Below are 12,776 nucleotides of genomic sequence, written 5' to 3' on the forward strand. Positions count from 1 at the left end.
ACTCAGGCGGCCTGGCGGCGCATCGCCGGCACGCGCATCGGGCGCGAACCCGGGCCGCCGACGTGCGAGAAGGGCTGCGTCCGCCAGTCCAGACCCTGGGGGAGCGTCAGCAGCAGGGCGGTGTCCTGCTCCTGCGGTGCGAAGGACTCGTCGGCGGGGTGGGCGTCGGCCGCCGCACGGCCCGTACCCGCACAGACCGTGAGCCCGAACGGGTTCCACGGCGAGACGCACCGCGCGTGCTCCGGCAGGATCTCCTCGTCCGCCAGCAGTGCGATCGGCTGCGCGCAGTCCGGGCAGATCACCCGGTACATCTCGAAGGTGTCGTAGGCGTCCAGTTCGTCGTCGAAGGCGTCGGGTTCGACGTACTCCGGCTCGGGCTCGACGACCGGCTGCTGCCGCTTGGACGTGGTACGACCAGGGCGATGGACACTCTGCATGGGTTTCTCCCCCTAAGGCTGGGCCGTGAAGGCGCTGCGGCCTCGACCACAGCAAGCACTTCCCGCCCGGTCTCGCAGGTAATCACGAGAACATCACGGAGCCCGCCCGGGGCGTGTGGCGTTCGTCACATGCCATGTGCAGGTGCGCACGGTGGGCGTTTCGCGCCGCTTTTTGTATCGAACCGGCTATGACCTGCGCTCTCGGCTATCCCAGGGGATCAAGCGCACTGTAGGTTTTGGCGCCATGGAGGAGCTGGACCGACAGATCGTGCAGCTGCTCGTCACGGACGGGCGGATGAGCTACACAGACCTGGGCAAGGCCACGGGCCTGTCCACGTCGGCCGTGCACCAGCGGGTGCGGCGGCTGGAACAGCGTGGCGTCATCCGTGGCTATGCCGCGGTGGTCGACCCGGAGGCCGTCGGACTGCCGCTCACCGCCTTCATCTCGGTGAAACCGTTCGACCCCAGCGCCCCCGACGACATCGCGGACCGCCTCGCCGGCGTCCCCGAGATCGAGGCCTGCCACAGCGTCGCCGGCGACGAGAACTACATCCTCAAAGTCCGCGTGGCGACCCCGCACGAACTGGAGGAACTCCTGGCCAGGCTGCGCAGCCTCGCGGGTGTGTCGACCCGGACGACGGTGGTGCTCTCGACGCCGTACGAGGCGCGCCCGCCGAAGGTCTGACCCAGGCCGCCGCCCCAGGTGCGACTCCGCCTCGACGGCGAGAGAAACTGTCGGCTATGAGTGAGCGCACCGCCGAGCCCCCCAAGACCGTCCTCCTGCGCCGCGGCGAGGTGCACAGTCCCGCTGACCCGTTCGCGACCGCGATGGTCGTGGAGGCCGGCCAGGTCGCCTGGGTCGGCTCCGAGGGTGCGGCCGACGCCTTCGCCGACGGCGTGGACGAGGTGATCGACCTCGACGGTGCTCTCGTCACCCCGGCCTTCACCGACGCACATGTGCACACCACCGCCACCGGCCTCGCCCTGACCGGCCTCGACCTCTCCACGGCCCCCTCGCTGGACGCGGCCCTCGCCCTGGTCCGCGCGTTCGCCGCCGCCCGCCCGGACGACCGCGTCCTGCTGGGCCACGGCTGGGACGCCGCCCGCTGGCCCGGCGGCCGTCCGCCGACGCGCGCCGAGCTCGACGAGGCCACCGGCGGCCGGCCGCTCTACCTCTCCCGCATCGATGTCCACTCGGCGGTCGTCAGCACCGCCCTGCTGGACCTCGTCCCCGGCGACATCCCGCGCACGGACGCCCCGCTCACCAAGGACGACCACCACGCCGTACGCCAGGCCGCGCTCGGCGCCATCACCCCGGCCCAGCGCGCCGAGGCCCAGCGCACCGCCCTGGCCCACGCGGCCTCTCTCGGCATCGGCTCGGTGCACGAGTGCGGCGGCCCGCACATCTCCTCCGAGGACGACTTCACCGGCCTGCTGAAGCTGGCCGCCGAGGAGCTCGGCCCCCGGGTGGCCGGCTACTGGGCCGAACAGAACGTGGAGCGGGCACGGGACCTCGGCGCCGTGGGCGCAGCGGGTGACCTGTTCGCCGACGGCGCTCTCGGCTCGCACACCGCCTGTCTGCACGAGCCGTACGCCGACGCCGCCCACACCGGCACCGCCTACCTGGACGCCGAGGCCGTCGCCGCCCATGTCGTCGTCTGCACCGAGGCGGGGCTCCAGGCCGGCTTCCACGCCATCGGCGACGCCGCCGTCACCGCCGTCGTGGACGGCGTGCGGGCCGCCGCCGAGAAGCTCGGCCTCGCGCGGATCCGCGGCGCCCGCCACCGCGTCGAGCACGCCGAGATGCTCACCCCTGAGACCGTCGCCGGCTTCGCCGAACTGGGCCTGATCGCCTCCGTGCAGCCCGCCTTCGACGCCCTGTGGGGCGGCGAGGACGGCATGTACGCCCGCCGGCTGGGCGCCGAGCGGGCCCGCTCCCTGAACCCCTTCGCGGCCCTGCTGCGAGCCGGTGTGCCGCTCGCCTTCGGCTCCGACAGCCCGGTCACCCCGCTCGACCCGTGGGGCACCGTGCGCGCCGCCGCGTTCCATCACACGCCTGAGCACCGGGTCTCCGTGCGCGCGGCGTTCACGGCACACACGCGGGGCGGCTGGCGGGCGGTGGGCCGCGACGACGCGGGGGTCCTGGTGCCGGGCGCCCCCGCCGACTACGCCGTCTGGCGCACCGACGAGCTGATCGTCCAGGCGCCCGACGACCGGGTGGCCCGCTGGTCCACCGACCCGCGCTCCGGCACCCCCGGCCTCCCCGATCTCACCCCGGGCCACGACCTGCCGGTCTGCCTGCGCACGGTGGTGGGCGGACGGACGGTGTTCGTACGGCCGGGCGAGTGATCTACGGGGGTGGCGCGGCGCCGGGCGGTCGCCACCACCGCGCCGCCCGACCTGCGCATCCTCCTCGGCGGACCCGGCGCCCGAGTCGTCGTAGCAGGTCAGAGGGGTGTTGACAGTCGGCGCCCGCAGGCCGGTAGGTTCGTCCGAGTCCACCACCGGACGCCCGACCGGAGAGCGTTCACGCCACTCGTCGCAGCGCCGCTGGGTCAGGGACGGTGTGCCGCACCGGGGCACCGTCACTGGGAGCCAGGCTCAGCGCCCGCGCCGACGAGGGAACGTTCCGGCCAGTCGGCAAGGTGTGACCCGGGTGGGGCCCGGGCGCTCAGTAGACAACGGCTTTCGGTCGATCCGCAGCCAGCGGGTCCCAGGTCGGCCCGAAGGGCGCCGGGCCCCCATCCGTAGCGGCAAGAGCTCCCTCAGGGGCGGGAAGGCGCCGCCCGTGGACGTTGTAAGGTGCCCTAATACGCGCTCTTACCCCACTCTTGTGGAATCGACACCCCCGTACGACCCATGCGGGTGCGACCCGCCTGTCGGCGACCACTAGGGTGGACCCCTGCGTACGACCAGAAGGGGCAGCAGTGAACGACGGCGACGGGACCCTTGAGGCCAAGGCCCAGGGAAGGCAGTTCGGCCCGCTCGGCACGGCCTTGGTGATCATCCCGACCTATAACGAGGCGGAGAACATCAAGACCATCGTGGGCCGGGTACGCAAGGCCGTCCCTGATGCGCACGTGCTGATCGCGGACGACAACAGCCCCGACGGCACGGGCAAGCTCGCCGACGAGCTGGCCGCCGACGATGCCAACGTCCAGGTGATGCACCGCAAGGGCAAGGAAGGCCTCGGCGCCGCCTACCTCGCGGGCTTCCGCTGGGGTCTGGAGCGTGACTACGGCGTGCTGGTCGAGATGGACGCGGACGGCTCCCACCAGCCGGAGGAGCTGCCCCGCCTGCTCACCGCCCTCAAGAACGCCGACCTGGTGCTCGGCTCCCGCTGGGTGCCCGGCGGCCGGGTCGTCAACTGGCCCAAGTCCCGCGAGTTCATCTCCCGCGGCGGCAGCTTCTACTCCCGCTTCGCGCTCGATCTGCCGCTGCGCGACATCACCGGCGGCTACCGGGCCTTCCGGCGCGAGACGCTTGAGGGCCTGGGCCTGGACGAGGTCGCCTCGCAGGGCTACTGCTTCCAGGTCGACCTGGCGCGCCGCGCGGTCAAGGCCGGCTTCACCGTGGTCGAGGTCCCGATCACGTTCGTCGAGCGCGAACTCGGCGACTCCAAGATGAGCAAGGACATCCTCGTCGAGGCCCTGTGGCGGGTCACCGCCTGGGGCGCCAAGGACCGCGTCGCCAAGCTCAAGGGCAAGGGCAAGCGGGCCTAGCGCTCGTCGCCCGGTCGAGGCGGAGCGGCCCCTTATCCCGCACTGAGGGGCCGCCAGGCACACTGGGAGCATGACGACTGGCGCTCCCCTCCATCCGCCCACCACCCGGCCCCGGCGCTCCCGGCTGCGCAGGTATCTGCCGCTGGGGGTGGCCGCGTGGCTGGTGCTGGAGATCTGGCTGCTGACCCTGGTCGCGGGCGTGATCGGCGGTCTGGGCGTGTTCCTGCTGCTCGTCACGGGTTTCATGGCCGGCTCCGTGGTCATCAAGCGGGCCGGCCGCCGCGCGTTCCGGAGTCTCAACGAGGCCTTGCAGCGCGGCGGTTCCCCGGCGCGCGGCGAGGGCAACGGCCTGATGATGCTCGGCGGCCTGCTGCTGATGATCCCGGGCCTGGTCTCCGATGCGGCGGGCCTCCTGCTGCTCCTGCCCCCGGTCCAGAAGGCCGTGAGCCGCTTCACCGAGAACGCCCTCGACAAACGGCTGCGCACGGCGGCCCCGGGCAGCCTCGGCGACGCCTTCCAGCAGGTCCGCATCCACCGCCCCGACGGCAAGGTGGTGCAGGGCGAGGTCATCCGCGAGGACCGGCCGGAGCCCGGGGAGCAGTACCCTCCGCTGACGCGCTGAGCGCCTTTGATCGCATACGAAAACCGCGGGCGCCGTACGTGGACCTCACGTACGGCGCCCGCGGTGTGCTCGTCTGCAGCGCTATGCGGACTTACGGCTGTCCCGGGGGTGAACGGCGATGTTCATCGCCCCCGAGCGCAGAACCGCCAGACGCTCCTCAAGGACCTCTTCGAGCTCCTCACGGGTGCGCCGCTCCATCAGCATGTCCCAGTGGGTACGCGCGGGCTTGGCCTTCTTCTCTTCAGGGCCGTCGCCATCGACGAGGAGTGCCTGGGCCCCGCAGACCTTGCACTCCCACTCCGGCGGGATCTCCGCCTCGACCGAGAAGGGCATCTCAAAACGGTGCCCCTTCTCACATGCGTACTCCACGGCCTGGCGCGGGGCCAGGTCGATACCGCGGTCCGTCTCGTAGCTGGTCACCACGAGGCGCGTACCGCGAAGAGCTCGCTCACTCATGAATCGTGCCTCCCGGGCTTGTCGCCCACAGGACAGGTGTCGCTGTCGTCGTCATCCGGTCAACGTCCGGTCGGCGGTAAAGATTCCCGTTCCGAGTCCCGTTCCGGGTCATGCGTCGCCGTCGTAGCCGCCCCTTGTTGTACCCACCGGCGCCCGGTTTGTCACATCTGCTAGCAGATGTCACCCAGCGTTTCGGCTTCTTTGACGCGCAGTAACGGTACGCCTGGCAGGCCAAACGCGTACACTACCGCCCTTTCCCCTTGAACGCTAAATCGATACCGGAATCTCCCGGACTAGATCTTCTCCGGGACAGGGTTGCCGGCCTCCGCGATCGCCCGCCGCACCGGAACCCGGGCGAGCAGGGCGAAACCGATCACGAAGAAGGCCACCAGCGAGATGATCGCCGAGCGGTAGCTTCCGGTCAGCTGATAGGTCACGCCGAACAGCAGCGGCCCGAGCCAGCTCATCCCGCGGTCGCTCAGCTCGTACGCCGAGAAGTACTCGGCCTCCTTGCCGGGCGGCACGAGATGGGAGAACAGCGACCGGGACAGTGCCTGGCTGCCGCCGAGGACCAGACCGATCCCGGAGGCCAGCACGAAGAACCACACCGGTGCCTTCGCGGGCAGGAAGTAGCCGGCGGCCAGCGTGAGCGTCCAGGCCACCAGCGAGCCCAGGATCGTGCGCTGCGCGCCGTACGTCCGCGCCAGCCGGCCCATCGCCAGCGCCCCGGCCACGGCCAGCACCTGCACCAGCAGCACCGCCGCGATGAGCGTCGACTGCCCGAGCCCCAGCTCCTGGGAGCCGTAGATCGACGCCTGGGAGATCACCGTCTGGATGCCGTCGTTGTAGATCAGGTACGCCAGCAGGAACGCCAGCGTCAGCGGACGCCGGCGCATGTCCGCGACCGTGGCCGCGAGCTGACGCAGCCCGGGTGCCGCGGGGGCGCGCTCCACGCGCGCGTGCCGGTCGCGCAGCCTGCGCAGCGGTACGAGCGTGAACGCGCCCCACCACAGGCCCGCCGCGGCCAGACAGATGCGCACGGCGGCCGTCTCGGTCAGGCCGAAGGAGCCGTGCGCCGAGTACAGCACCAGATTGGCGACCAGGACCGAGGAGCCCGCCGCGTAGCCGAAGGCCCAGCCCCGCGAGGAGATCGCGTCACGCTCCTCGGGCGGGGCGATCTGCGGCAGGTAGGAGTTGTAGAGCATCATCCCGACGGACTGCGCCGCGTTGGCCACGACGAGGAGCACCCCGCCGAGCAGATACCGGTCGCCGTCGAGGAAGAACATGCCCGTGGTCGCGGCCGCCCCGGTGTACGCCGCCGCCGCGAGCAGGGGTTTCTTACGGCCCGCACGGTCGGCCGCGCTGCCCACGAGCGGCATCAGCACGACGGCGAGGATCACCGAGAGGGAGACCGAGTAGGCGAAGAAGGAGCCCGCCCGGACCGGGACGCCCAGCGGATGCACGTAGCCGTCCGAGTCCGCGGCCCGCTCGGCGACCGCCGTGAGGTAGGGCCCCAGAAAGACGGTGAGCACGCTGGTCGAATAGACCGAGCAGGCCCAGTCGTAGACGTACCAGCCGCGCTGCTCGCGCCTGAGGGCGGCGGTCTCGTCCGCCGTCCCCGTGCGCACGGTGTCGATTCCCACCCGTGCCCTCGCTTCCCCGTGCTCCTGCGAAGGCTCGGGCCGCCGCCGGGCCGGTCAGACCCAGACGCCGCGGTCCTCCATGACCTCGCGCAACGTGTCGATGTGATCGGTCATGATGCCATCGACACCCAGGTCCAGGAGCCGGTGCATGCGCGCCGGTTCGTTGATCGTCCACACGTGCACGTGCAGCCCGCGCGCGTGGGCGGCGCGGACGAAGCGCTGGTCGACCACCGGCACGCCCGACTGGGCCTCGGGCACCTGCGCGGCGACGGCGGAGCGGCGCACGGCGGCCGGCAGACCCCATGAGCGCAGCCGCAGGCTGAGCACTCCGCGGGTGCCGAACGAGGTGGCCAGGCGCGGCCCGGCCAGCCGCTGGGCACGCAGCACCCGTGCCTCGGAGAAGGAGCCGACGCAGACCCGGTCATAGGCGTCCATGCGCTCGATCAGGTCGAGCAGGGGCCGCAGGGCGGGCTCCGCCTTGACGTCGACGTTCCAGCGGACCTCGGGGAAGGTCTCCAGCAACTCCTCGAACAGCGGTACCGGTTCACGGCCGTCCACGCGCGCGTGCCGCACGTCCTCCCACGGCAGCTCCGCGATCCGGCCCGCGCCGTCGGTGACCCGGTCCAGGGTCGAGTCGTGGAAGGCGACGAGCCGGCCGTCCGCCGTGGCGTGCACATCGGTCTCGATGTACCGGTAGCCCATCTCGACCGCGCGCCGGAACTGCGCCACGGTGTTCTCGATGCCGTCGGCGGCCCCGCCCCGGTGGGCGAAGGCTATGGGGCCCGGGTGGTCGAGGTACGGGTGGCGCCGCGAGGGTGTCGTGAGGGTCACGGTCGCAGTATCACCCCTTCCGGTGTCGCTTCGGCAACGACCGTGCTTCGGGTCGATGCCGCCGGGACGGCGAACACCCGCAGGAAGAGCTGGGCGAGGGGGCCGATGGACACCGCGTACAGCAGGGTGCCCACGCCGACCGTGCCGCCCAGGAGGAACCCGGTGACCACGACGGTCACCTCGATCGCCGTCCGGATCAGCCGGATCGAGCGGCCGGTACGCCGGTGCAGCCCCGTCATCAGCCCGTCGCGGGGGCCGGGCCCGAAGCGCGCGGAGATGTACAGGCCCGTCGCCGCGCCGTTCAGCACGATGCCCGCGACCAGCAGCGGGATCCGTACGGCGAGCGAGTGCGCGTCCGGGACCAGCGCGAGCGTGCCGTCCATGGCCAGGCCGACGGCGAAGACGTTGGAGACCGTGCCCAGCCCCGGGCGCTGGCGCAGCGGGATCCACAGCAGCAGCACCGCCGCGCCCACGACGATCGACACCACGCCGATGGTCAGCCCGGTCAGCTCCGCGAGCCCCTGATGCAGTACGCCCCAGGGCTCCATGCCCAGGCCCGCCCGCAGGAGCAGCGCGGCACTCCCGCCGTACAGCGCGAGCCCGGCGTACAGCTGGACCAGCCGGCGTCCGAGATGGCCGGGACGGTCGGGATGGCCGGGAGCGGACATGAGATACCCCCCTGGGTGGTGGCGGTGGCCTGACGCATGTCACTCTGTGGCTTGGGATGAAGAGCCATCCATGGCCAATTCGGGGAAGGTGGACTGATTGTCATGGCGCAGTGGACCTCTGCGATGGGTGCCGCGCAACTCGCCCGGCTGCTGAACTCCCAGCAGGACCGCCCGGCCGGGCCCGGCACCCGCCGCCCGCCGGCCTACCGCGCCCTGGCCGACGGCATCCGGCTGCTGGTGCTCGAAGGCCGCGTGCCGGTGGCCGCACGTCTCCCCGCCGAACGCGAACTCGCCCTCGCCCTGTCCGTGAGCCGCACCACCGTCGCGGCCGCCTACGAGGCCCTGCGCAGCGAGGGCTTCCTGGAGTCCCGTCGCGGCGCCGGCAGCTGGACCGCCGTACCCGCGGGGAACCCGATTCCGGCCCGTGGCCTCGAACCCCTCCCCCCGGAGGCGCTCGGCTCGGTCATCGACCTCGGCTGCGCCTCGCTCCCGGCCCCCGAGCCCTGGCTGACCCGGGCCGTGCAGGGCGCCCTGGAGGAGCTGCCGCCGTACGCCCACACGCACGGCGACTACCCGGCCGGGCTCCCCGCCCTGCGCGCGATGATCGCCGAGCGCTACACCGCGCGCGGGATCCCCACGATGCCCGAGCAGATCATGGTGACGACCGGCGCGATGGGCGCCATCGACGCGATCTGCCATCTCTTCGCGGGCCGCGGTGAGCGCATCGCGGTCGAGTCCCCGTCGTACGCCAACATCCTCCAGCTGATGCGCGAGACCGGCGCCCGGCTGGTCCCCGTCGCCATGGCCGAGGGCCTCACCGGCTGGGACATGGACCGCTGGCGCCAGGTGCTGCGTGAGGCCGCGCCGCGCATCGCCTACGTCGTCGCCGACTTCCACAACCCCACCGGCGCGCTCGCCGACGAGGACCAGCGGCGCCGGCTGGTGGACGCGGCGCGCTCGGCCGGTACGGTGCTCGTCGCCGACGAGACGATGACGGAGCTGTGGCTGGACGACGAGATCGGCCGGCCGGGCATGCCGCGTCCGGTGTGCGGGTTCGACCCGGCCGGCTCCACGGTGATCACGGTGGGTTCGGCCAGCAAGGCGTTCTGGGCGGGCATGCGCATCGGGTGGGTGCGCGCGGCGCCGGACGTGATCCGCAGCCTGGTCGCCGCGCGGGCGTACGCCGACCTGGGGACGCCGGTGCTGGAGCAGCTCGCCGTCAACTGGCTGTTCAGCACGGGTGGTTGGGAGCAGGCGGTGGAACTGCGCCGCGCTCAGGCCCGGGAGAACCGGGACGCGCTGGTGGCCGCGCTCCGCCGCGAGCTGCCCACTTGGGACTTCGAGGTGCCGCAGGGCGGTCTGACCCTGTGGGTCCGCGCGGGCGGCCTCTCCGGCTCCCGGGTCGCCGAGGCGGGTGAGCGGACCGGCGTCCGCGTCCCGTCCGGGCCCCGCTTCGGCGTGGACGGTGCGTTCGAGGGCTATGTGCGGCTGCCGTTCACCGTCGGGGGAGCGGTGGCGGAGGAGGCGGCGGTACGGCTCGCCGCGGCGGCTCGGCTGGTGGAGTCGGGGGCGACGGGGGGAGCGGAGGCGCCGCGCACGTTTGTGGCGTAGGGCGTGCGCCGCGCCCCCGGCCGGCCCTGGCGGACGGTGCCCTACGAGGTCTCCGCCCCCACAGCCTCCGCAGTCACCGCCGGCTTGGTCAGATCTGTCGGCCGCGCCTCCACCGCCGTGGTCCTGGGCGGCAGCAGGTCCAGCACAGCGGCCCGGTCGGCGTCGCTCGTGGCGTCGTCGTACGGGTCCGGTGTGCGGGGCACCTGGAGCCGGTGCACGGGGCCGGAGCCCAGGCGGGCGTAGCCGCGCCCCGGTGGCACGTGGCTCAGCGGTGTCGTGTGCGGCGGGGCGCCCAGGACCGCCTCCACCTGGCGGGGCGCGGCGGTGCCGAGGACGACACGCGCGCGCGTGTGCTGGCGTACCGCTTCGCACAGTGACTCCGCGCCGTCGAACTGCTCGGCCACGACGACGGTCACGTTCGCCGCGCGGCCGTGCCGGAGCGGCACCTGGAGCAGGGTCTGCGGGTCCTGGCGGCCCTCCGAGGCCGCGAGGTGCGCGAAGACGGACGGGCGGTCGAGGAGGATCCAGAGCGGCCGTCTGGAGTCCGCCGGCGGCGGGTCGCCCGCCTGCCGGGAGACGTTGATCGCGATGAGCCGGCGCTCGGTCTCCTGGGTGGCCCACTCCAGGCTCGCCAGGGCGCCGGGGAGCGCGCACTCCACGGCCAGGACGCCGTCGCGGCCGGTCAGGCACGTGTACTCGCCGGTGCCGCCGCCGTCGACGATCAGGACGTCGCCGTACCGCAGGGCCTGCAGGGCGAGGGAGCGCAGCAGGGTCGACGTACCGCTGCCGGGCTGGCCCAGGGCCAGCAGATGCGGTTCGGTGGAGCGCATGCCGGTGCGCCAGACGACCGGCGGCACGTCGATCTGCTCCTCTCCGTAGGCGAGGGGCAGCGTGCGCTGGACCTCACTGGGATCGGTGAAACCGAGCACGGTCTCGCCCGGCGCGGTCACGAAGTGCTGGGCGGCGATGTCGGTGGGCAGCGGGGCGAGGACGGTGACGGTGAGCCGGTTGCCCTCCTCGTCCCACGCGAAGTGATACTCGCGGCCCCGCCCGGCCTTCGCGGTGAGCAGCTGCTCGATCCGCGCGCGGGCCTCGGGCTCGCCGTCCGGGAAGTAGGCGGGGTAGCGGATCGCGAGATGGGCGACGCGTCCGTCGTCGTCGAACCCGGTCGCCGTGAAGGCCTTCTCCCACTCCCCGCCGTGCGCGTACAGCGGCGCCGGGTCCTCGGGGCTGGAGAAGTACGGCACCAGCGCCTCGTAGAGGGACTGGAGCCGTGCGATCTGGGACTCGTCCGGCCCCTCCGGGACCGGCTCGGCGCGGTCACGGCCGTGCCAGGCCGCCGTCGCCATCACGGTGATGACGGCGAGCAGCGGGCCGTACGGCATCAGCGCCACGACCAGGACCACGGAGGCCACCAGGAACAGCAGCGGCCCACGCTTGTCCTTGGGGGTGTCCGCCCACCTGCGCCGCCCGGCCGAGGCCAGCCGGCGCATGCCGCGCGTGACGGTGATCAGCGGGTGGAGGACATCGGTGGCACTGTCGGCCGCCGTCCGGGCCAGCTCCCGGCTCCGGGCGATCTGCGTCCGGGCGATCTGGGCGCTGTCTTTGCTCAGAATGCGGGGGAGAGGGCGCCGGGCCACTGCTGTCTCCTGACGATGCGTGCGGGCGGGACGGGCGGGGTCAGAACTTGATGCCGCCGAGGAGGCTCGCCAGGCTCTCGCCGCCGGCCTTGATGCTCGGGGCGATGCCTGTGCTGGCCAGGTAGAAGCCGAACAGGGCCGTGACCGTGGCATGCGAGCCCTTGAGTCCGTCCTTGCGGAAGAACAGGAAGACGATGACGCCGAGAATCATGACGCCGGACATGGAGAGGATCATTTGAGACCTCCTGGTGTCGAGAGGGGACAGTCACCATGAGTTCTTCCAGAATCACAGGATGTATCCATACGATAAAAGGTGCAATTGGGTGAAATCTGGGCGATTTCCCCCGAACGGCGGCGGGTTCGGCCGGGTTGACCAGGGTCGATGGCCCGGGCGGGACTGCACGCGATCTTTACCTCGGGCACATCGGGTCATGTGCCGCGCGAGCCAGTACGCTGACGATTCACTCGTACGGCTGTGTTCCGCTCGCTGCCGTACGCTCCCTGCAGTCCCCGAAGTTTCCAGGAGAGGCGGTCCGGCCGATGAGCGAAGCCCCCGACCCCGAGGTCGTGGAGCTGGCGACCAAGATCTTCGATCTGGCCCGGCAGGGGCAGACCGAGGCGCTCGTGGCGTACGTCGACGCGGGTGTTCCGGCCAATCTCACCAACGACCGCGGCGACTCCCTGGTGATGCTCGCCGCCTACCACGGCCACGCCGGCACGGTGCGCGCGCTGCTCACCCGCGGCGCTGCCGCGGACCACGTCAACGACCGAGGCCAGACTCCGCTCGCGGGGGCGGTCTTCAAGGGCGAGACCGACGTCATCAAGGCGCTCCTGGAAGGCGGCGCCGACCCCGCCGCGGGCACGCCCTCGGCCGTCGACACCGCCCGGATGTTCGGCAAGACCGACCTCCTGGAACTGTTCGGCACACACTGATGCACATGTCCTGACCAGGCACGACAAGGAAAACGGGGGAGGCGGTAAAGGGCCGCCGGAAATACGGTCGCGGCAGCTCACACCGCGGGTCATCATGACGACGTGATTCACGGACGCGATGGCTGGGCAGCTGTTGCCGCACCGCGCGGGCCGTGATGCGGTCCGCATGGGCCACCGACGAGAGGCAGAGAGAAATGGTCTACAACAAGCAAG

General features: G+C 72.1%; 13 protein-coding genes. 6 read left to right on the forward strand and 7 right to left on the reverse strand.

The annotated features are described in order from the left end of the window. Positions 1-2 precede the first annotated feature (2 nt). Positions 3-437, reverse strand: a complete 435-nt coding sequence (locus O1G22_RS34655; protein WP_270084903.1) for a uroporphyrinogen-III synthase — start codon at positions 435-437, stop codon at positions 3-5. A gap of 244 nt (positions 438-681) precedes the next feature. Here O1G22_RS34655 and O1G22_RS34660 point away from each other — a divergent pair, with 244 nt between their 5' ends. From O1G22_RS34660 to fxsA, 4 genes are all read left to right on the forward strand, one after another. Then, on the forward strand, positions 682-1,122 hold the full coding sequence (locus O1G22_RS34660) for an Lrp/AsnC family transcriptional regulator (RefSeq protein WP_225101218.1): 441 nt from the start codon (positions 682-684) through the stop codon (positions 1,120-1,122). Between the two features lie 56 nt (positions 1,123-1,178). Next, positions 1,179-2,786: an amidohydrolase gene (locus O1G22_RS34665; protein ID WP_270084904.1), complete on the forward strand. Its 1,608-nt coding sequence runs from the start codon at positions 1,179-1,181 to the stop codon at positions 2,784-2,786. Positions 2,787-3,364: 578 nt separating this feature from the next. Then, on the forward strand, positions 3,365-4,159 hold the full coding sequence (locus O1G22_RS34670; RefSeq protein ID WP_225101216.1) for a polyprenol monophosphomannose synthase: 795 nt from the start codon (positions 3,365-3,367) through the stop codon (positions 4,157-4,159). A 70-nt stretch (positions 4,160-4,229) separates the two neighbouring features. Then, positions 4,230-4,781 (forward strand): FxsA family membrane protein, encoded by a 552-nt coding sequence (fxsA, locus tag O1G22_RS34675; protein WP_270084905.1) that lies wholly within the window; start codon positions 4,230-4,232, stop codon positions 4,779-4,781. A gap of 81 nt (positions 4,782-4,862) precedes the next feature. On the opposite strand, the gene O1G22_RS34680 is transcribed toward fxsA, so the two are convergent. From O1G22_RS34680 to yczE, 4 genes are all read right to left on the reverse strand, one after another. Next, positions 4,863-5,237, reverse strand: a complete 375-nt coding sequence (locus tag O1G22_RS34680; protein WP_003977404.1) for an RNA polymerase-binding protein RbpA — start codon at positions 5,235-5,237, stop codon at positions 4,863-4,865. Between the two features lie 293 nt (positions 5,238-5,530). Continuing rightward, the gene (locus O1G22_RS34685) at positions 5,531-6,880 is read right to left on the reverse strand and encodes an MFS transporter (RefSeq protein ID WP_270084906.1); all 1,350 of its coding nucleotides are present in this window, start codon (positions 6,878-6,880) and stop codon (positions 5,531-5,533) included. A 54-nt stretch (positions 6,881-6,934) separates the two neighbouring features. After that, positions 6,935-7,711, reverse strand: coding sequence for a glycerophosphodiester phosphodiesterase family protein (locus O1G22_RS34690; RefSeq protein ID WP_270084907.1), 777 nt, complete (start codon positions 7,709-7,711; stop codon positions 6,935-6,937). Further along, on the reverse strand, positions 7,708-8,379 hold the full coding sequence (yczE, locus tag O1G22_RS34695; protein ID WP_270084908.1) for a membrane protein YczE: 672 nt from the start codon (positions 8,377-8,379) through the stop codon (positions 7,708-7,710). Before yczE ends, O1G22_RS34690 begins: the two co-directional genes overlap by 4 nt. A gap of 102 nt (positions 8,380-8,481) precedes the next feature. On the opposite strand from yczE, the gene O1G22_RS34700 reads away from it, so the two are divergent. Beyond that, positions 8,482-9,990 carry an SCO1417 family PLP biosynthesis transcription factor gene (locus O1G22_RS34700; RefSeq protein WP_270084909.1) on the forward strand — a complete coding sequence of 503 codons (1,509 nt, stop codon included), beginning with the start codon at positions 8,482-8,484 and terminating at the stop codon, positions 9,988-9,990. A 41-nt stretch (positions 9,991-10,031) separates the two neighbouring features. Here the strand turns inward: O1G22_RS34700 and O1G22_RS34705 are convergent, their stop codons facing one another. Both O1G22_RS34705 and O1G22_RS34710 read right to left on the reverse strand, forming a co-directional pair. Then, positions 10,032-11,630, reverse strand: a complete 1,599-nt coding sequence (locus O1G22_RS34705; protein ID WP_270084910.1) for a hypothetical protein — start codon at positions 11,628-11,630, stop codon at positions 10,032-10,034. A 40-nt stretch (positions 11,631-11,670) separates the two neighbouring features. Then, on the reverse strand, positions 11,671-11,865 hold the full coding sequence (locus O1G22_RS34710) for a hypothetical protein (RefSeq protein WP_225101209.1): 195 nt from the start codon (positions 11,863-11,865) through the stop codon (positions 11,671-11,673). Positions 11,866-12,170: 305 nt separating this feature from the next. Here O1G22_RS34710 and O1G22_RS34715 point away from each other — a divergent pair, with 305 nt between their 5' ends. After that, on the forward strand, positions 12,171-12,563 hold the full coding sequence (locus tag O1G22_RS34715) for an ankyrin repeat domain-containing protein (protein WP_270084911.1): 393 nt from the start codon (positions 12,171-12,173) through the stop codon (positions 12,561-12,563). Positions 12,564-12,776 lie beyond the last annotated feature (213 nt).

Source organism: Streptomyces camelliae (assembly GCF_027625935.1).
Classification (GTDB): Bacteria; Actinomycetota; Actinomycetes; order Streptomycetales; family Streptomycetaceae; genus Streptomyces; species Streptomyces camelliae.